Annotated in this window: 18 protein-coding genes; 13 read left to right on the top strand and 5 right to left on the bottom strand. The window is 74.5% G+C overall.

Translation table 11 applies throughout. From position 1 onward, the window contains the following. Positions 1-4 precede the first annotated feature (4 nt). On the top strand, positions 5-1,360 hold the full coding sequence (locus BLS43_RS06405; protein ID WP_425438525.1) for a replication-associated recombination protein A: 1,356 nt from the start codon (positions 5-7) through the stop codon (positions 1,358-1,360). A gap of 131 nt (positions 1,361-1,491) precedes the next feature. On the opposite strand, the gene BLS43_RS06400 is transcribed toward BLS43_RS06405, so the two are convergent. Both BLS43_RS06400 and BLS43_RS06395 read right to left on the bottom strand, forming a co-directional pair. Then, positions 1,492-2,379, bottom strand: a complete 888-nt coding sequence (locus BLS43_RS06400; protein WP_093078180.1) for a S1 family peptidase — start codon at positions 2,377-2,379, stop codon at positions 1,492-1,494. Positions 2,380-2,466: 87 nt separating this feature from the next. Further along, positions 2,467-3,705 carry an arginine deiminase gene (locus tag BLS43_RS06395; protein WP_218129725.1) on the bottom strand — a complete coding sequence of 413 codons (1,239 nt, stop codon included), beginning with the start codon at positions 3,703-3,705 and terminating at the stop codon, positions 2,467-2,469. A gap of 19 nt (positions 3,706-3,724) precedes the next feature. Between BLS43_RS06395 and BLS43_RS06390 the strand changes: the two genes are divergently transcribed. The 3 genes from BLS43_RS06390 (at position 3,725) to rocD (ending at position 6,321) form a co-directional block, all read left to right on the top strand. Beyond that, a complete protein-coding gene (locus BLS43_RS06390; protein ID WP_093078562.1) occupies positions 3,725-4,171 on the top strand; it encodes an Lrp/AsnC family transcriptional regulator in 447 nt (148 codons plus the stop codon). A 117-nt stretch (positions 4,172-4,288) separates the two neighbouring features. After that, positions 4,289-5,119: a dimethylargininase gene (ddaH, locus tag BLS43_RS06385; RefSeq protein WP_093078174.1), complete on the top strand. Its 831-nt coding sequence runs from the start codon at positions 4,289-4,291 to the stop codon at positions 5,117-5,119. A gap of 2 nt (positions 5,120-5,121) precedes the next feature. After that, on the top strand, positions 5,122-6,321 hold the full coding sequence (rocD, locus tag BLS43_RS06380; protein ID WP_245707349.1) for an ornithine--oxo-acid transaminase: 1,200 nt from the start codon (positions 5,122-5,124) through the stop codon (positions 6,319-6,321). A 38-nt stretch (positions 6,322-6,359) separates the two neighbouring features. Here rocD and BLS43_RS06375 read toward each other — a convergent pair whose 3' ends face one another. Both BLS43_RS06375 and BLS43_RS06370 read right to left on the bottom strand, forming a co-directional pair. After that, a complete protein-coding gene (locus BLS43_RS06375; protein WP_093078171.1) occupies positions 6,360-7,415 on the bottom strand; it encodes a DNRLRE domain-containing protein in 1,056 nt (351 codons plus the stop codon). Positions 7,416-7,528: 113 nt separating this feature from the next. Then, a complete protein-coding gene (locus BLS43_RS06370; RefSeq protein ID WP_176921194.1) occupies positions 7,529-8,215 on the bottom strand; it encodes a TetR/AcrR family transcriptional regulator in 687 nt (228 codons plus the stop codon). Between the two features lie 528 nt (positions 8,216-8,743). Here BLS43_RS06370 and shbA point away from each other — a divergent pair. The 6 genes from shbA (at position 8,744) to BLS43_RS06340 (ending at position 14,735) form a co-directional block, all read left to right on the top strand. Continuing rightward, a complete protein-coding gene (shbA, locus tag BLS43_RS06365) occupies positions 8,744-9,355 on the top strand; it encodes an RNA polymerase sigma factor ShbA (protein WP_245707348.1) in 612 nt (203 codons plus the stop codon). Between the two features lie 134 nt (positions 9,356-9,489). Then, on the top strand, positions 9,490-9,885 hold the full coding sequence (locus tag BLS43_RS06360) for a DUF948 domain-containing protein (protein ID WP_093078162.1): 396 nt from the start codon (positions 9,490-9,492) through the stop codon (positions 9,883-9,885). Further along, entirely contained in the window at positions 9,882-10,187 is a 306-nt protein-coding gene (locus tag BLS43_RS06355; RefSeq protein WP_093078159.1) for a hypothetical protein, read from the top strand. The genes BLS43_RS06360 and BLS43_RS06355 overlap by 4 nt, the downstream gene beginning before the upstream one ends. A 22-nt stretch (positions 10,188-10,209) precedes the next feature. After that, a complete protein-coding gene (gene alaS / locus BLS43_RS06350; RefSeq protein WP_093078156.1) occupies positions 10,210-12,870 on the top strand; it encodes an alanine--tRNA ligase in 2,661 nt (886 codons plus the stop codon). Between the two features lie 135 nt (positions 12,871-13,005). Beyond that, entirely contained in the window at positions 13,006-13,422 is a 417-nt protein-coding gene (gene ruvX / locus BLS43_RS06345) for a Holliday junction resolvase RuvX (protein WP_093078154.1), read from the top strand. A gap of 110 nt (positions 13,423-13,532) precedes the next feature. Continuing rightward, positions 13,533-14,735 (top strand): endolytic transglycosylase MltG, encoded by a 1,203-nt coding sequence (locus BLS43_RS06340; RefSeq protein WP_245707329.1) that lies wholly within the window; start codon positions 13,533-13,535, stop codon positions 14,733-14,735. A gap of 78 nt (positions 14,736-14,813) precedes the next feature. On the opposite strand, the gene BLS43_RS06335 is transcribed toward BLS43_RS06340, so the two are convergent. Further along, positions 14,814-15,671, bottom strand: a complete 858-nt coding sequence (locus BLS43_RS06335; RefSeq protein ID WP_245707328.1) for a spermidine synthase — start codon at positions 15,669-15,671, stop codon at positions 14,814-14,816. Positions 15,672-15,903: 232 nt separating this feature from the next. Between BLS43_RS06335 and BLS43_RS31625 the strand changes: the two genes are divergently transcribed. The 3 genes from BLS43_RS31625 to BLS43_RS06320 are packed head-to-tail and all read left to right on the top strand — an operon-like array spanning position 15,904 to position 18,626. Beyond that, positions 15,904-16,791 (top strand): prepilin peptidase, encoded by an 888-nt coding sequence (locus tag BLS43_RS31625; protein WP_281245814.1) that lies wholly within the window; start codon positions 15,904-15,906, stop codon positions 16,789-16,791. A 12-nt stretch (positions 16,792-16,803) separates the two neighbouring features. After that, on the top strand, positions 16,804-18,009 hold the full coding sequence (gene aroC / locus BLS43_RS06325) for a chorismate synthase (protein ID WP_093078151.1): 1,206 nt from the start codon (positions 16,804-16,806) through the stop codon (positions 18,007-18,009). Continuing rightward, positions 18,006-18,626 carry a shikimate kinase gene (locus tag BLS43_RS06320; RefSeq protein ID WP_093078148.1) on the top strand — a complete coding sequence of 207 codons (621 nt, stop codon included), beginning with the start codon at positions 18,006-18,008 and terminating at the stop codon, positions 18,624-18,626. The genes aroC and BLS43_RS06320 overlap by 4 nt, the downstream gene beginning before the upstream one ends. Positions 18,627-18,668: the final 42 nt, after the last annotated feature.

The following is an 18,668-nucleotide window of genomic DNA, read 5'->3' as shown; positions in this document are numbered from 1 at the left end:
CGTCGTGACGGACGGCCTGTTCGACCTCGGCGAGCCCGCCGCCCCCACCCCCGACCCGGAGGTGCAGGCGGCGGGCTCGCCGCTCGCCGCGCGCATGCGGCCCCGCACGCTCGACGAGGTGGTCGGCCAACAGCAGCTGCTCAAGCCCGGCGCGCCCCTGCGGCGGCTGCTGGAGGGCGGGTCGGCGGCGTCGGTGCTGCTCTACGGCCCGCCCGGGACCGGCAAGACCACGCTCGCCCGGCTGATGGCCCGGGCCGGGGGCGATCGGCGTTTCGTGGCCCTCTCGGCGCTGTCCGCCGGCGTCAAGGAGCTCCGCGCGGTGATCGAGGACGCGCGGCGCCGCCGGGACTACGACGGCGGCTCCACCGTCCTGTTCATCGACGAGGTGCACCGCTTCTCCAAGACCCAGCAGGACGCGCTGCTCGGCGCCGTCGAGGACCGGGTCGTGCTGCTCGTGGCGGCGACGACGGAGAACCCGTCGTTCTCGGTGGTGTCCCCGCTGCTGTCCCGGTCGCTGGTGCTGCAGCTGCAGTCGCTCACCGAGGACGAGGTGCGGGAGGTGCTGCGCCGCGCGGTCGCGGACGAGCGGGGGCTGGGCGGGGCCGTCACGCTCTCCCCGGACGGCGAGGCGGCCCTGGTCCGGCTGGCGGCGGGAGACGCCCGGCGGTCCCTCACCGCGCTGGAGGCGGCCGCGGACGGCGTGCTCGCCGACGGGACCGGGATCGTGGACCTGGCGGCGGTGGAGCGGGCGGTCACCGAGGTCGCCGTGCGCTACGACCGCGCGGGCGACCAGCACTACGACGTCATCAGCGCCTTCATCAAGTCCATCCGCGGCTCCGACCCCGACGCGGCGCTGCACTACCTCGCCCGCATGATCGTCGCGGGGGAGGACGCCCGGTTCATCGCGCGGCGGCTGATGGTGCACGCCAGCGAGGACATCGGGCTGGCCGACCCCACCGCGCTGCAGGCCGCGACGGCGGCGGCGCAGGTCGTGCAGCTCGTCGGGATGCCGGAGGCGCGGATCGCGCTGGCCCAGGCCACGATCCACCTCGCCACGGCGCCGAAGTCCAACGCGGTGATCACGGCGATCGACGCGGCGATGGCGGACGTGCGCAAGGGTGCCGTCGGCTCGGTGCCCGCCCACCTCCGGGACGGGCACTACGCGGGCGCGGAGAAGCTGGGGAACGCGGTGGGCTACCGCTACCCCCACACCGATCCCGGCGGCGTCGTCGGGCAGCAGTACCCGCCGGACGACCTGGTCGGCACGGACTACTACGCGCCCACCACCCACGGCGCGGAACGGGTGCTCCACGATCGGCTGCCCAAGCTGCGCCGCGTGGTGCGCGACCACAACCCGTGAGCGGTGATGGTCGCCAGGGCGACCATCGCCGCTCACGGGGGTGTCGGGGGCGCTCCCGCTCGGACCCGTGACGGGGAGCGGGAGCGCGCGCCCGTCGCCGGGGAGCGGCTGAGGTCGGCGGTCGCCGAGGGTTACGTGGTGCGCAGGGTGAGGCCGAGCGCGCTCAGCGCCTGGCCGATCGGGGTGAAGTAGGCGGTGCACTGCCCGCCGCCGCCGGAGTGGACGCCCTGGGCCTGGCCGTCGGGGGTGAGGTAGGGGCCGCCGGAGTCGCCCTGGGCGCTGCAGACCGCTGCGACGACCATGTTCGTCTGCCGCTGGCCGTCGAAGTTGACGGTGCGCCCGCGCGCGGTGATCTTTCCGCAGGACTTGCCGCTGGTGCTGCCGTAGAGGCAGACGTCGGACCCGACCGGGGCCTCGGTCGTCCCCCGGACCGGGACGCCCGCGACGTCCGGCAGCGCCTGCATCGCGCTGGTCACCGGGATCCCGCCGACGTCCACGGTGCCGGGCGCGGTGGTCGCGCCCGTGCCGATGAGCTCGCCGTCCGCGTCCTCCCAGCGGTCCGCCTCCCGGGTGCAGTGCCCGGCCGTGATGATCCAGTCCTGGGCGCCGCGGCTCGCGGTGAAGCCCAGGGTGCAGCGGGTCCGGTCGCCGACGATCCGTTGCCCGCCCTCGAGGGCCTGGTGCCGGGGCGGCGCGGCGTCGGTGTGCACGCGCACCAGCGCGGGGTCGATGCCCGCCAGCAGGGCGTCGAGCCCGGGGCCCGCCGGTCCGGTCAGCCGGATGTCGACCGCGTCCCCGTCGATGCCGTAGTCGGCGATCTCCGGCGGCATGGTGGCGGCGGTGCGGGCGTCGAGCAGCGCCATGACGGCCGCGGGCGCGGCGAGCGGGGCGGCGGCCTTCGGGGTGTCCGGCGAGGCCGCCGCGACACCGGCGCTCGCCAGCACGCCGACGGCGGCCAGCACGAGCAGACCGCGCAGGACCGACCGCACCCCGGGAAGCTGCTGTTCGACCACCGCCACGCCCGACCAACGACGCAGGGGTTGCCGCGGCAGCGGGGCGCCACCCGGCCGGGCGTCACCCGTTCAGAGTAGTTACACGGACGGTATTCAAAGCCCGTCGCGCTGCACCGGACAGCTCATGCAGCGGGGGCCGCCCCGACCCCGTCCGAGCTCGCCGCCGGGGATCTCGAGCACCTCGACGCCCTCGCGGCGCAGGTAGGTGTTGGTGGTCACGTTCCGTTCGTAGGTCACGACCACGCCGGGGGAGACGGCCAGGACGTTGCACCCGTCGTCCCACTGCTCGCGCTCGGCGGCGTGCACGTCCTGCTCGGTGGTGAGCACCCGGATGTCCGGCAGCCCCAGCGCGGCGGCGATGGCCCGGTGCATGTCCTCGGGCGCGTGGTCGGTCACCACCATCTCCTTGCCGGGGTCGTCCAGGTCGCCGGGCGCCACGGTGTAGCCGGGCAGCATCCCCAGCCCCGCGTACTTCACGAACGTCTCCGGGTCGACCATGGTCAGCACGGTGTCCAGGTGCATCAGCGCCCGCGTCTCGGGCATCCGCAGGGCCACGATCCGGGTCACCTCCCCACCCGCGAACAGCGACCGGGCCAGCCGTTCGACGCCCGCGGGCCGGGTCCGCTCGCTCATCCCGACCAGCACCGCGCCCCCGCCGAGCACGAGCACGTCCCCGCCCTCCACGGTGGCGGGCCCGCCCGCGGCACCGTCGGACCACAGCGCGAACGACTCGCGCGCGAACAGCGGGTGCCAGCGGTAGATCGCCTCGTAGTGCACGGTCTCGCGCATCCGGGCCTGCTTGCGCATGGAGTTGATCGCGACGCCGCCGTGGATCCAGGCGGTGGTGTCCCGCGTGTAGAGGTGGTTGGGCAGCGGCTCGAGGACGAACTCGTCGAGCCCGAGCACGTGGAAGGCGACCGAGCGCGGCTCCGGGATGCGGTCGAGCACCTCGCGCTTGGTGATGCCGCCGATCATGTGCTCGGTCAGGGTCTCGGTGTCCATCGCGTCGAACAGGTTCCGCAGCGCGTCGACGGCCAGCGGGCCGTAGATGCGGTCGTCGAAGATCCGGTCGAGGGCGTAGGCCTTGGCCTCGGGCAGGGCGAGGGTCTCGCGCAGCAGCCGGTCGAACAAATGGACGGTGACCCCACGCTCGCGCAGGACGGCGGCGAACCGGTCGTGCTCCTCCTGCGCGCGGCGCACCCACAGGACGTCGTCGAACAGCAGCTGGTCCTTGTTGGAGGGGGTGAGCCGCTTGAGCTCGAGGCCCGGCCGGTGCAGCAGGACCTGACGCAGCGTGCCGACCTCGGAGTCCACCCGGTACATGGGGGCCATCGTGGTCGATGATGGGCGCGTGCGCTGGGACGACCTCGATGAACGTCTTGTGACGATGCTGCTGGCGGACAGCCGCCGCAGCTTCGCCGACCTGGGCACGCAGGTCGGGCTGTCGGCGTCGGCGGTCAAGCGGCGGGTGGACCGGCTGCGGGCCGACGGGGTGATCACGGCGTTCACGCTGCGGCTGGACCCGGCGGCGCTGGGGTGGACGGTCGAGGGGTACGTGGAGCTCCACTGTCGACCGTCGACGTCCCCCGCCGCCATCCGGCGGGCCGTCGAGGGGCTGGCCGAGGTGGTCGACGCCAGCACGGTCTCCGGGGACGCCGACGCCCTCGTGCGGATCGTGGCCCGGGACATGCGGCACTTCGAGGAGGTCCTCGAACAGATCGGCGCGGAGCGGTTCGTGGAGCGCACCAAGTCGGTGCTGGTGCTGTCCCCGCTGATCCGCCGGCCGCCGCCGCACTGATCGTGCGCTGGCATGCCTGTACGCGCAACGATCGTGTGTGAACGGGCAACATCCGTCCGTTGTGTGCGCGTACCGACCTTCTTTACCGTTGCAGCCATCCCCACCTGGGAGGCGTGCATGACCAGTGTCCTGACCCGCCCCGAGCTGCACCGCGACCGAGTGCCCACCCGCAGGCACTACGTGATGTGCCCGCCCGCCCACTTCGCCGTCGAGTACGCCATCAACCCCTGGATGGATCCCGCCGTCCCCGTCGACCGGGACCTCGCCCACCGCCAGTGGGACGCCCTGCGCCGCACCCACCTCGAGCTCGGGCACCAGGTGACCGTCGTCGAGGCGGTGCCCGGGCTGCCGGACATGGTGTTCGCCGCCAACGCCGCGACCAGCGTCGCGGGGCGGGTCTACGGCGCCCGGTTCCGGTATCCGGAGCGGGTGCCGGAGGCGGCGGCCTTCCGCGCCCACCTGCCGGGCGTGTACGTCGAGCCCCGGTTCGTGAACGAGGGCGAGGGCGACCTGCTCGTGGCGGGGGACGTGCTGCTCGCGGGCACCGGCTTCCGCACCGACCCGCGGGCCCACCGCGAGGCGGCCCGGGTGCTGCGGCGGCCCACCCTGTCCCTGGAGCTGGTCGACCCGCGCTTCTACCACCTCGACACCGCCCTCGCGGTGCTCTCCGCGCACGAGGTGACCTACCTGCCGTCGGCCTTCTCGGCCCGGTCCCGGGGCATCCTCGCGGGCCGCTACCCGGACGCGGTGCTCGCCACCGAGTCGGACGCCGCCGTCCTCGGCCTCAACGCGGTGTCCGACGGCAGGCACGTCGTCCTGCCCGCGGCCGCGACCGGACTGGCCGCGGACCTGCGGGAGCGCGGCTTCGAGCCGATCGGGGTGGACCTGTCCGAGCTGCTCAAGGGCGGTGGCGGACCCAAGTGCTGCACGCTGGAGGTACGACCGTGACGCTGCCCCTGGTGCGGTCCTGCGCCACCGTCGACCACGAGCGGCTGGTCGCCGACCACTCCGCGCACAACTACGCCCCGCTCCCGGTGGTGATCACCCGCGGCGAGGGCGCCTGGGTGACCGACGTCGAGGGCCGCCGCTACCTGGACCTGCTCGCCGGGTACTCGGCGCTGAACTTCGGGCACTCGAACCCCCGGCTCCTGGCCGCCGCGCACGCCCAGCTCGACCGCGTCACGCTGACCAGCCGGGCCTTCGGCCACGACCAGCTCGGCCCGTTCTGCGCCGAGCTCGCCGCGCTCGTCGGCAAGGACATGGTCCTGCCGATGAACACCGGCGCCGAGGCCGTCGAGTCCGGCATCAAGGTCGCTCGCCGGTGGGGCTACGAGGTCAAGGGCGTGGCGCCGGACCGGGCGCGGATCGTGGTGGCCGCGGGCAACTTCCACGGCCGCACCACCACGGTCGTCTCCTTCTCCACCGATCCCGAGGCCCGCGGCGGGTTCGGCCCCTTCACCCCGGGCTTCGACGTGGTGCCCTACGGCGACCTCGCGGCGCTCGAGGCGGCCATCGGCCCGGACACGGTGGCGGTGCTGCTCGAGCCGGTCCAGGGCGAGGCGGGCGTGGTCGTGCCGCCGCCCGGCTACCTCGCGGGGGTCCGGGCGCTGTGCACCGACGTGCTGTTCGTCGCGGACGAGGTGCAGTCCGGGCTGGGCCGCACCGGCCACGTCCTGGCGTGCGAGGCGGACGGCGTGGTGCCGGACGTCGTGCTCCTCGGCAAGGCCCTCGGCGGCGGTGTGGTGCCCGTGTCCGCGGTGGTGGCGGACCGGGACGTCCTCGGCGTGCTGCGCCCCGGTCAGCACGGCTCGACCTTCGGCGGCAACCCGCTGGCCTGCGCGGTCGGCCGGGAGGTGGTGCGGCTGGTGCCCGAGGTCCTGCCGCGGACCCGGCGGCTGGGCGAGGTGCTGCACGCGCGGCTGCGGGCGATGCCCGGGCTCACGGCCGTCCGCGGTCGGGGGCTGTGGGCCGGGGTGGACGTGCACCCGGAGATCGGGACCGGCCGCGAGGTGAGCGAGCGGCTGGCGCGGGCGGGTGTGCTGACCAAGGACACCCACGGCCCCACCCTGCGCCTGGCCCCGCCGCTGGTGATCTCCGAGGCCGACCTGCACACCGCCCTCGACGCCCTGGAACGCGCCCTGAACCCGTGAGTGGGGATAGTCGCCATGGCGACCATCCCCACTCACGGTCAGGTCAGGGTCAGGTGCGGGACGGTCGCGGTCTCGGCGGAGGCGAAGCGCTTCCAGGACTGCGGGTCGGTCTCGTCCGCGGCCTTGAGGACCACGGTGCCGCTGGTGGCGCCCGCCGCGAGCCATTCCTGGACGAGCGGGGTCACGTCGACGCTCGACCAGCCCGCCGCGCACGCCGGCGCGTTGCCCCGGGTGTCGGTGCTGGTGGCCCACAGCCGCTGCGGAGCGGGCTGGTTCGCCCAGCGCAGCGTCGGGCCGACCACGCTGCCCGCGGGCAGGGTCCACACCTCCCACCCGGTGGCCCTGCAGGTGGAGGACCAGGTCTGGAACAGCTCGAGGGAGGCCCGGGAGACCGTCCGGCCCGCGGCCGGGGCGAGGTCGAAGGTGAGGTAGCTGCGCGCGGCCTCGACGCCGTCGTAGCTGCCCACGCGCAGGTCCGGGTCGCCGGAGGCGTCGGTGTTGCGCACCGTGGTCTGCGTGGTCGTGTCGAACGGCACGGGCGCGTCCTCGGTGACCGGCGCGGCGGCGACCACCCGGTCGACCGCGGACACCGCCTCGGTGCCCGCCCGGCCGGTGAGCCGCAGGGGCGGCGGGGGAGCGGTGGGCGTGCCCGCCTTGCGCACCGACGCCACGAAGCCGGTGCGGGTGGCCTCGACCTCCAGGTCGTAGCCGGGCGCGGCCTGCGGGTAGGTGGCCGTCGGGCCGTCCAGGACGGGGGTGGGCAGCGGGGTCGGCCACGGCAGGGACTGCTCGCCGCCCGCGGCGTAGCGGACCGACGGTCCGGCCGGGGTGAGCGTGAGGTCCTGCGGCGAGGCCACGGGCCGGACGACGCCGTCGGGCCCGGTCTGCAGGGTCAGGTCCACGTCCTGCCACTCGGCGCCGCGCTGCACCCGCACGGGGCCCGAGTAGAGGGTGAGTGCGTTCTCCGCGCTGGTCGCGGACTCGGTGAGGACGGACTCGGCCCCGGTGGGCTCGGCGGCGTGGGCGGGGGCGGGCAGGCCGAGCGTGAGGGTCAGGGAGAGTGCGAGGGAGAGCAGGGTGGCGGCAACGGTCACCGCGCGACGTTCCATGATCGCTAGGGGTACCGGCGCCCGGTCGTCCGCGGCGTGCGACGCGCCGTTCGTCGAGGGCGGCCCCACCCGTTCGGGACCCCGCCGCGCGGGACGCGTCAGCGGGCGCCGGAGAAGGGCCGTTCGGCGTCGAGCAGGAGCGCCGGTTTGAGTAGTCCGAACATCGCGGTGAGTAACAGCTCGGCGGTGCGCTCCGGCGGTTCGTGCGGCCGGTTCACCGCCCGGATGAGGAGCATGTTGGCGATCGTCCCGGCCACGTCGCCCGCCTCGGGATAGGACCGGAACTCCCCGGACCCCTGGCCGTCGGAGACCAGCCCGAGGACCGTCGCGGGGATCGGGGCGAGCACCCGGGGGTCGTCGGGGTCGCCCGGCTCGGGCGGGCCCGCGGGGCGCCCGCCTGCGTAGTCGTTCAGCGCGAACCAGAACGCGGTGGTGAGCCCGTGGTTGCGCGCTGTCATCCGGGTCAGGGCGCTGACCTGGTCCTTCAGTGCGTCGATGAGGTCGCGGCCGCGCTCGCGGTCCTGGTCGGCCTGGTCGACGAGGGCAGTGACGTACGGGGCGTACACGTGGCCGATCAGCGTGTGCTTGCTGGCGAAGTGGTTGTACGCCGAGGCCGGGCTGACCTCCGCCGTGGCGGCGATGTCCTCCATCCGCGTGCGGGCCCAGCCGCGGGTGGCGAAGGTCGTGTCCGCAGCCTCGAGCAGAGCGCGACGGGTGCGGTCGCGTTTCGTCTGGGCGGCGCGGGCACGTGCATCACCCGAACGGCCTCCGGGAGCGGCAGGCATTACACAAAGCGTAACCGAAACCGGCCGAGTTGGGCTTGACTCCAAGATGAAGGTCACCCAAGATGGTGACGTACTTGAAAGTCGAACCGTCCGGGTGTGCAGGGCACGGCCACCGGGGCGCGAACGCTCGACCGGACGGTACGCCGACATCCGTCGGGGGTCGTCGTCACCACTGAGGACGGCTCGGGTGGCGGTGGTACGGGCCGTCCCGCGAGGGGCGGATCACCGCGGGATCCGAAGGGCACATCGGGTCCGGCGGTCACACCGTGACGCATACAGGGGGACGTTCCGCGGTCCCGCCTGTCCAGGGGAGGGGTTCCCGATGTACCGCACCACCACCGGATCCGGCCGATGACGGCCGCCGTGGCCGAGCCGCCGCTCGGACCGCACGCCCTCGGGACCGTCGAGTCCGAGGACGGAGTCGAGGCGCCGGGTCGACCGCAGCTCAACGTGCTGCAGGGCGGCAAGGCCGAGGCCACCGCCGGGGTCATCGCCGAGGTCGCCGCCGAGGTGATCGCCGAGCCGGCGATCGAGCCGGTCGAGCAGGCCCGCACGGCGAACGGCAGGCCGGTCCCGGCCCCCGCGCCGCTCGAGCAGTACGTCGCCGCCGCGGTCGCGGGGGACGAGACGGCCCGGGACAAGCTGCTGCAGGAGATCCGCCCGCTCGTGCTGCGCTACTGCCGCGCCCGCCTGGGCCGCCAGGAGAGCGTGATCGGCTCGGCGGAGGACGTCGCGCAGGACGTCTGCGTGGCCGTGCTGGCCGCGCTGCCCGGCTACACCGTCAAGGGGCTGTCGTTCCGCGCCTTCGTCTACGGGATCGCCGCGCACAAGGTCACCGACACCTTCCGCGCCATCGGCCGGAACAAGTCGGAGCCGGTGGCGGACGTGCCGGACACCGGCGTCGTCCTCGACGGGCCGGAGCACCAGGCGCTGATGGCCGAGCTGAACACCCGTCTGGGTGGTCTGCTCACGGTCCTGACTGAGCGCCAGCGCGAGGTGCTCGTGCTGCGCGTCGTCGTGGGCCTGAGCGCCGAGGAGACCGCACAGACGGTCGGCTCCACCCCGGGCGCGGTCCGGGTCACCCAGCACCGCGCCCTGGCCCGGCTGCGCTCGCTGGTGACCGGCGGGGCGTCCGACTGACCGTCGCCGAGGAGCCCGCCCGCGGACCGCGGCACGTCGGGGTTCTGCAGCGGGCTCCTTCAGGTCGGCGGTAGCCTGACCGCCGACCTCCACCCGCCGGTGGGGGCGATCTCGGAAAGTCGCTGGAGGGCCCCGTGTCGGCAGGTCAGATCGCTGCGCTCATCGCGGCGATCGCGTTCGTGGTGCTCGTCGTGCTGCTCGCGATCCCCTTGCTCAAGCTCGGCCGCACCCTGGACGAGGCGACCGTGGCGATCCGCAAGGCCCACGAGAGCTCGACCCCGCTGCTCACGGACGCGCACACCACGCTGACCAGCGTCAACACCCAGCTGGAGCGGGTCGACGGGATCACGTCGAGCGCCAAGACGGTCACGAGCAACGTCTCCGTGCTCACCTCGCTGTTCACCGCGACGCTCGGCGGGCCGCTGGTGCGCGCCGCCGCCTTCTCCTACGGCCTGAACAAGGCCCTCAAGGCGCGGCGCGGGGCGAAGGACGCGGGGCAGCACAGCAAGCGGCGGGGGCGTCGCAAGTGAAGCGCCTCTTCTGGGTCGGCGTCGGGGCGGCCGCGGGCGCCTACGTCATGCGCCGCATCACCGAGACCAAGCAGCAGCTGACGCCGCAGGGCATCGGCGCGAACCTCGCGGACGGCCTGCGTGAGCTGGGGGCGGGCCTGGGCGCGTTCGGCGCCGAGGTCCGGGCCGGCATGCAGGACCGCGAGCAGGAGCTGACCGCGCTCGTCGAGAAGCGGACGGGTGGGCACGTCCCGACGTACGGTGAGGCCTTGAGCGAGGACCCGCCTGCGAACGACGCCACGCAGCCGATCCGCCGTCGCTAGAACCCCTTTCGAGAGAGACATCGTGCAGACCCACGAGATCGTCCGTCGCTTCACCGATCACTTCGTCAAGGCCGGGCACACGCCCGTGCCCAGCGCGTCGCTGATCCTCGACGACCCCAACCTGCTGTTCGTCAACGCGGGCATGGTGCAGTTCAAGCCCTACTTCCTGGGTCAGGCCCCGGCGCCGTACCCGCGGGCGACGTCCATCCAGAAGTGCGTGCGCACCGGGGACATCGACGAGGTCGGCAAGACCACCCGGCACAACACGTTCTTCCAGATGGCCGGGAACTTCAGCTTCGGCGACTACTTCAAGGCCGGGGCGATCGAGCACGCCTGGAACCTCGTGACGGGGGACCTGGCGTCGGGCGGATTCGGGTTCGACCCGGACCGCATCTGGGTCACCGTCTACGAGACGGACGACGAGGCCATCGCGCTCTGGAAGCGGATCGCCGGGCTGCCCGAGGAGCGCATCCAGCGCCGGGACGGCAAGGACAACTACTGGGACATGGGCGTGCCCGGTCCCGGCGGGCCCTGCTCGGAGATCTACTACGACCGCGGCCCGGAGTTCGGCCGCGACGGCGGCCCGGTCGTCGACGAGGACCGGTACCTGGAGATCTGGAACCTCGTCTTCATGCAGGACGAGCGGGGCGAGCTCTCGCCGAAGCTCGGGCACCCGCCGATCGGGACCCTGCCCTCGAAGAACATCGACACCGGCATGGGTGTCGAGCGGGTCGCCTACCTGCTCCAGGGCGTCGCGAACGTCTACGAGACGGACCTGGTCCGGCCGGTGATCGCGCGGGCGGAGGACTTCTCGGGCCGCCGCTACGGCGCCTCGGCCGAGGACGACACCCGCTTCCGGGTCATCGCCGACCACGCGCGCTCCGGCGTGATGATCATCGGTGACGGGGTCACCCCGTCGAACGAGGGCCGGGGCTACGTGCTGCGCAGGCTGCTGCGGCGGATCGTGCGCTCGGCCCGGCTGCTCGGCATCACCGAACCGGTGCTGAAGGCGTTCGCGGAGGTCGTGCGGGACGAGATGTCCCCGACCTACCCCGAGCTGACCACCGACTTCGAGCGGATCTCCGCGGTCGTCGAGGCCGAGGAGGAGGCGTTCCGCGCCACCCTGTCGTCGGGCACCCGCATTTTCGACACCGCGGTGGCCGACACCCGGTCCTCCGGCGCGCTCGTGCTGCCGGGGGACAAGGCCTTCCAGCTGCACGACACCTACGGCTTCCCGATCGACCTGACCCTGGAGATGGCCGCCGAGCAGGGGCTGTCGGTGGACCAGGACCGGTTCACGGCACTCATGCAGGAGCAGCGCTCGCGCGCCAAGGCGGACGCCGCCAAGCACAAGGTCGGGCACGGGGACGGCACGATCTACCGCGCCGTGCTCGACACCCACGGCACCACGGACTTCCTCGGCTACACCGAGCTGGTCGCCGAGGGCACCGTCGTCGGGCTGGTGGTGGACGGGCAGTCCGTACCCGCCGCCCCCGAGGGCTCGTCGGTCGAGGTCGTGCTGGACCGCACGCCCTTCTACGCGGAGTCCGGCGGTCAGCAGGCGGACCGCGGCGTGCTCAGGTCCGGGTCCTTCGAGGTCCGGGTGGACGACGTCCAGTCCCCGGTCGCGGGCCTGCGGGTGCACCGCGGCGTGGTGACTGCCGGGACCGCGACCCTGGACTCGTCGGTCATCGCCGAGGTCGACGTGGCCCGCCGGGCCGCGATCTCGCGCGCCCACACCGGCACGCACCTCGTGCACGCCGGCGTCCGCGGGGCCCTGGGCACCTCGGCGGCGCAGGCCGGTTCGCTGAACGCCCCGGGCAGGCTGCGGTTCGACTTCACCTCGCCGTCGGGCGCGGTGTCGCCGACGCAGCTCGCGGAGGTGGAGGGCGAGATCAACGCGGTGCTGCAGGAGAACCGCGAGATCGCGACCTACGAGACGTCGATGGACGAGGCCAAGCGGCTCGGCGCCATGATGCTGTTCGGCGAGAAGTACGGCGACCGCGTCCGGGTCGTCGACATGGGCGACTACTCGCGCGAGCTGTGCGGTGGCACCCACGTGGGCCGCACCGGCGAGATCGGCCTGATCAAGGTGCTCTCCGAGGGCTCGATCGGCTCCGGCGTCCGGCGCGTGGAGGCCCTCGTCGGGCTGGACGCGTTCGACTACATGTCCAAGGAGCACCTGCTCGTCGCGTCGCTGGCCGAGCAGCTCAAGGCCAAGCCCGAGGACCTGCCCGAGCGGATCAACGGGCTCGTCGAGCGGCTGCGAGACGCCGAGCGCGACCTCGAGAAGCACCGCGCCGAGGCCGTCCTGGCCTCCGCCGGGTCGCTCGCGGCGCAGGCCGAGGACCTGGGCGGGGTGTCGCTGGTCGCCGTCGAGGCCCCGGCCGGGCTGGGCGGCAACGACCTGCGCAACCTCGCCTCGGACGTCCGCGGTCGGCTGGGCTCGGCCCCCGGGGTGGTCGCGCTGTTCTCCTCGGACGGGGACAAGGTCGCGTTCGTGGTCGCGACCACGGCCGCGGCCCGGGACCGCGGTCTGGCGGCCGGGAAGCTCATTCCCACGTTCGCCCCGGCCGTGGGCGGGCGCGGTGGCGGCAAGCCCGACCTGGCCCAGGGCGGCGGCACGGACCCGGCGGGTGTGGGAGCGGCGATCCAGCAGCTCCGCGAGGCCGTGCGTGGGTGACGCTGGTGCTGCTGGTGCCGCGTGCGCTGCTCGTGCCGCTCGGGTGCCCGCTGACGCTTGGGACGCCCAAGCGTCGCTGAGCGGTGCTTGGGCGTCCCAAGCGTCACCGGCCCCGTCGGCCCCACCGGCGTGCGCATGATCACCCCGCGCGGGCGCAGGCTGGGGGTCGACGTCGGCTCGGTGCGGGTGGGGACGGCGCTCTGCGATCCCGACGGGCTCGTGGCAACCCCGCTCGAGACCGTGCCCCGCGCGGACGCGGCCCGGCGGATCGCGGAGCTGGTCGAGGAGCATCTCGTGGTCGAGGTCGTCCTCGGGCTGCCGCGGACCCTCGCGGGGCGCGAGGGCCCGGCGGCAGAGGCGGCTCTCGCCTTCCGGGACGAGCTGACCCTGGTCGTCCCCGCCGTCCCCGTCGTGCTGCAGGACGAGCGGCTCACCACGGTCGTGGCGACGCAGCAGCTGCGCGGCCGGGTGAAGGGCCGTCGGCAACGCGCCGTGATCGACCAGGCGGCCGCGGTGGCCATCCTGCAGGGGTATCTGGACTCCCGCGGCTGACCGGCCGTTACAGTCCGGGGCGTGAACCGGACGTCTCGCCCCCACGTCCCCGTCCTCGGCGCGACCGCACACGGCCTGCTCCGCACGGTCCACCCCCGGGTCCGGCGCGCGTGAGCCACCCGCCGCCCGGACCGTTCCTGACCCGCCGCGAGGAGCTCGCCGCCCGGCGGGCCGAGCTGCGGGAGAACGCCCGGCGCAGGCGCAGGCGGGGGGTGCTCGTCCTGCTGGCCGCGTTGCTGCTGCTGGGCGTGGTCTTCGGGGGCGGCGCCTATCTGGTGGGGTCGCGGTTCTTCACGGACGACTTCGACGGGCCCGGCGAGGGGGACGCCGTCGTCCGGGTCATCGATGGGGACACCACCGGCCAGATCGCGACGATGCTGGCCAACCGCGGCGTCGTCGCGAGCCGGGAGGCGTTCACCGAGGCCGCGGCCGAGGACAGCCGGATCCTCGCCATCCAGCCCGGGTACTACCAGGTCAAGCTCAAGATGTCCGGCACGGCCGCGGTCGCCGCGCTGGTCGACCCCGGCTCCCGGGTCGGGCGCCTCGAGGTCCGCGGCGGGACCCAGCTCGACGACACCCGCTCACCCGACGGCACGGTCGCCCCCGGCGTCCTCAGCCTGATCGCGGCGGCGAGCTGCGCCGAGCTCGACGGCACCCGCACCTGCCTCACCGCGGACGATCTCCGCCAGACCATGGCGACCGCCGACCCCGCCTCGCTGGGCGTGCCGGAGTGGGCGGTCGAGGACGTGGCGCGGGCCGAGCCGGGCCGCCGCTTCGAGGGCCTGATCACCCCCGGTCTGTACGACGTCGCGCCCGGCACCTCCGCCGCGGACGTCTGGAAGTCCCTGCTCGCCGTGTCGGTGGCCAAGCTGGAGTCCGACGGGCTGACCGGCGACGCCACCCACGACGGGCTGACCGCCTACCAGCTGCTGGTGCTGTCCTCGATCGTGGAGAAGGAGGGGATCACCCCGGACATGCCCAAGGTGGCGCGGGTGATCACCAACCGGCTGGACGTCAACCAGCGCCTCGAGATGGACTCCACGGTCAACTACCCGCTCGATCTGCAGGCTCTGCGGACCACGGCCGAGGCGCGCGCGACGGCCGGGCCGTACAACACCTACCAGAACACCGGCCTGCCACCCACGCCCATCGCCGCGGCGGGCAAGAACGCCATCGCCGCGGGTCTGGCCCCCGAACCCGGCCCGTGGACCTTCTTCGTCCGTTGTCAGACCGACGGCACCAGCTGCTTCGCCACCAGCCTCGCCGAGCACCAGGCGAACGTCGGACGAGCCATCGCCAACGGCGCCTTCTAGAACGCGACCCCCCAGGACCCGCGAGTCCCTCACCTCGAACACGCGAGTCGGACACCTCGGGGCCGGCGCCGCCGCGGCCTACCGGCCGAAGAAGCCCGCGGGCGGAACCGGCGAGGGGGTGGTGGCGCGGTCCCGCCGGACCCGCGCGCCCCGGATCCGCTCGCGCAGCTCCGCACCCGACAGGACGCGGGCGCGGAAGGGGTCCGCGGCCGTCCGGCGGACGAGCTCGTCGAGGGGCAGCTCCCGGGCCGACGCGACCACCACGACGTTCCCGAACCGCCTGCCCGCGAGGAGGTCCGGGGCGGCGATCGCGGCGAGCCGCGGGAAGGACTCGGCCACCGTCGCGAGCTGGTCGCGGGCGAACGCGAGGTCCCCGCCGTCGGCGACGTTCGCGAGGTAGACCCCGTCCGCGGCGAGGACCCGCCGGACGTCCGCCACGAACTCCGCGGAGGTCAGGTGCGCCGGGGTGCGGGCCCCGGCGAACACGTCCAGCACGACGAGGTCGGCGGACCCCGTGGGGTGGGTCGCCAGGATGGCCCGGGCGTCTCCGCTGGTCAGGCGGAGCCCGGGATCGTTGACGGGCAGCCGCGCGGCGACCAGGTCCATCAACGCGGCGTCCAGCTCGACGACGACCTGCGCCGACCCGGGGCGCGTCGCCGCGAGATAGCGGGGCAACGTCCAGGCCCCGCCGCCGAGGTGCAGGGCGCGCAGGGGCGTCCAGGGCGGGGCGGCCAGGTCGATCACGTGCCCCATCCGCCGGACGTACTCGAACTCCAGGTGCTCGGGATCGGCGAGGTCGACGTGCGACTGGGCGGTCCCGTCGACCAGCAGCGTCCACGCCTGCGGGCGGTCCGGGTCGCCGATCAGCTCCGCGCGTCCGTGGTCCACCTCCGCGCGCACGACGGCGCGGGCGGTCCCGGGGTCACGAGGGGGCACCCCTCGATCCTGCCGCAGCCGCGGCGGGCGCCGGCGGTGACGCGCACTACCACTGCGAGCGGACGGTTCCCGGCGAGCGGGCGGCACCGAGCCCTGGTCATCCACGGGAAACGGCACCTGTGGACCGAATCCGTCGACGTCGTCCGAGGCCTCGCCGGACGCGGCAGGCTCGCGGCGGCGGTGGAGGACGACCGGTGCGGACCGGTGTCGAGCCGGAAGGGGTGGGGCGGACATGGACGCAAGCGGCGCAGTGGCTGCAGCGGGGGAGTGGCTCTCGGGGCGGGAGGCCTGGCTCGCCTGGGCCCTGCTGGGCGCGGGAGCCGGGATGCTCGCGGGCGCGGTGGGACGCGGGCTGGTGGGGCGACTCAGGCGCGGCACGGCGATCCCGCCGCCCTGGTGCGAGGTCACCGTCGGCGGGCTCTGGGCGGGCGTCGCGGCGGGCGCGGCGACGGCGCACGTCCCGCTCGCCTGGGTGCCCGTGCTGGCGGGCGCGGCGTGGTTGGCGGTGGTCGCGGGCGTGGTCGACGTGCGCCACCACCGCCTGCCGGACGCGCTGACCCTCCCGGCCCTGCCTGCGGCCCTGGCGCTGGTCGTGCCGCTGGGTGGGTCCGCGGTCGGCAGGGCGGCGGCCGGGGCGGTGCTCCTGGCGATGGTCCACCTGCTGGTGCACACGGTCTCGCCCGCCGCGCTCGGCCTCGGGGACGTGAAGCTCGCCGCCCCGGTGGGTGCGGTGCTGGCCGCGGGATCCTGGTCGGCGCTGGTCCTCGGCTGTGCCCTGGCCGCGCTGTTCAGCGGTCTTCTGGGGGCGACCGTCGGGCTCCGGCGGCTGCGCCGCGGGCGCCGCCACGAGTCCGCGGCCGCCCCGGGCGGGGACGCGGGGGCCGAGGGGGGTCCTGTCGCGTCGGCGCGGGTCGCGGGGGCCTGGCGCGCGCGTCCCGCCTCCAGGGCCCCGCGGGCGCCGTCGCGGCTCGGGCCTGCCGCCGCGGGCGCCGAGGAGGGGGTGGGCCGGGTGGAGCTGCCGCACGGGCCGTCGATGCTCGCCGCGGCCTGGCTGACCGCGGCGGCGACGGCGGTCGGTGCCGGCCTGACCGGGCCCGTCGGGGCGGTGGTGGCCGGGTGAGAGAATCGCGGGGTGTTGCGTTGGATCACCGCAGGCGAGTCGCACGGCCCGGCCCTGGTCGCCGTCCTGGAGGGCATGGTGGCCGGCGTCGAGGTCACCACGAAGGAGCTGCAGGCCGAGCTGGCCCGCCGCAAGCTCGGTCACGGCCGCAGCCCCCGGATGGCCTTCGAGGCGGACGAGCTGGAGGTGATCGGCGGTCTGCGACACGGGGTGACCCAGGGTGGCCCGGTCGCGGTGCGGATCGGCAACACGGAGTGGCCCAAGTGGGAGACCGTGATGGCGGCCGACCCGGTGGACCCGGAGCTGATCGCGAACCGGGCGCGCAACGCGCCGCTCACCCGTCCGCGGCCCGGCCACGCCGATCTCGCGGGCATGACGAAGTTCGGCTTCGACGAGGCCCGTCCCGTGCTGGAGCGGGCGAGCGCGCGGGAGACCGCGGCGAAGGTCGTGATGGGGACGGTCGCGAAGGCCTTCCTCAAGCAGGCGTTCGACGTCGACGTCGTCTCGCACGTGGTGGCGATCGGCGCGGTGGACGCCCCGGAGGGCGACCCGGTGCCGGGCCCGGCGGACCTGGACCGGGTCGACGCCAGCCCCGTGCGTGCGCTGGGCGAGGACACCGCCGCCCGGATGATCGCCGAGATCGACGCGGCGCACGAGGCGGGGGACACCCTGGGCGGCGTGATCGAGGTGCTGGCCTACGGCATGCCGGTGGGCGTGGGTTCCTACGTCCAGTCCGACCGCAGGCTCGACGCCAAACTCGCCGGCGCGCTGATGGGCATCCAGGCCATGAAGGGCGTCGAGATCGGAGACGGGTTCCGGACCGCGCACCGCCGCGGCAGCGAGGCGCACGACGAGATGGTCCCGGGCGACCCGGTGAAGCGGCTCTCCAACCGCGCCGGGGGCATCGAGGGCGGCATGACCAACGGCGAGCCGGTGCGGGTGCGGGTCGCGATGAAGCCGATCTCCACGGTCCCGCGCGCGCTGCGCACCATCGACACGGCGACGGGGGAGGAGGCCACCGCGATCCACCAGCGGTCGGACGCCTGTGCCGTCCCCCGGGCCGGTGTGGTCGCCGAGTCCATGGTGGCGCTGGTGCTGGCGGAGGCGGCGCTCGAGAAGTTCGGCGGCGACTCGCTGGCCGAGACCCGGCGGAACGTCGCCGCGTACCGCGAGGACGTCGCACGCCGGTTCCACCACGGGTCGCAGGACCCCCGGTGAGCCGCCCGCTGCTGGTGCTGGTCGGTCCGCCCGGCTCGGGCAAGAGCACGGTCGGCAAGGTGCTCGCCCGGCGGCTCGCGGTGACCTTCACCGACGTGGACACGGTCGTCGAGCAGCGGGTCGGCACCACGATCGCGGACATGTTCACCACCCAGGGGGAGCCCGCGTTCCGGGCCGTCGAGCGGGAAGTGGTGGCGGAGCTGCTCGGTACGGAGTGCGGTGTCCTCGCGCTCGGCGGCGGTTCCGTGCTGGCCGCGGAGACCCGCGCGCTCCTCGCGGCGCACCGGGTGGTGTCCTTGCAGGTCAGTCTCGCGGACGGGATCCGTCGCACGGGCATGTCCACGGCGCGGCCGCTGCTCGCCGGGGTCAACCCCCGCGCCACCTTCCGGACGCTGCTCGAGGCCCGCGCCCCGCTGTACGCGCAGGTCGCGACGATCCAGGTCGACACGGCCAGGCGCAGCGCCAACCAGGTTGCGGCGGCGGTCCTGGCCGGGCTGGGCCTGGAGACGGTGGACCGGCAGGCGGGCGGGTCCGCGAACGCGGACCCGAACGACGAGATCACCCCGAGCGAGGCGGCCCCGCTGCCGGACCCCGTCCTCGGCCGTCTCACGGACTGACCCCGGACCGCGAGCCCCGGACCGCGAGCGAGCACGACGGCG

The sequence above is a fragment of the Pseudonocardia oroxyli genome (assembly GCF_900102195.1).
Taxonomy (GTDB): Bacteria; Actinomycetota; Actinomycetes; order Mycobacteriales; family Pseudonocardiaceae; genus Pseudonocardia; species Pseudonocardia oroxyli.
This window is presented reverse-complemented; position numbering and strand designations above follow the sequence as displayed.

What these genes read in the sequence shown, in the direction of transcription:
- BLS43_RS06395 (WP_218129725.1), bottom strand. Translation starts at nt 3,705, where the DNA reads ATGGCCCCCATGTACCGGGTGGACTCCGAGGTCGGCACGCTGCGTCAG.
- ddaH (WP_093078174.1), top strand. Translation starts at nt 4,289, where the DNA reads ATGACCAGTGTCCTGACCCGCCCCGAGCTGCACCGCGACCGAGTGCCC.
- BLS43_RS06370 (WP_176921194.1), bottom strand. Translation starts at nt 8,215, where the DNA reads ATGCCTGCCGCTCCCGGAGGCCGTTCGGGTGATGCACGTGCCCGCGCC.
- ruvX (WP_093078154.1), top strand. Translation starts at nt 13,006, where the DNA reads ATGATCACCCCGCGCGGGCGCAGGCTGGGGGTCGACGTCGGCTCGGTG.
- BLS43_RS31625 (WP_281245814.1), top strand. Translation starts at nt 15,904, where the DNA reads ATGGACGCAAGCGGCGCAGTGGCTGCAGCGGGGGAGTGGCTCTCGGGG.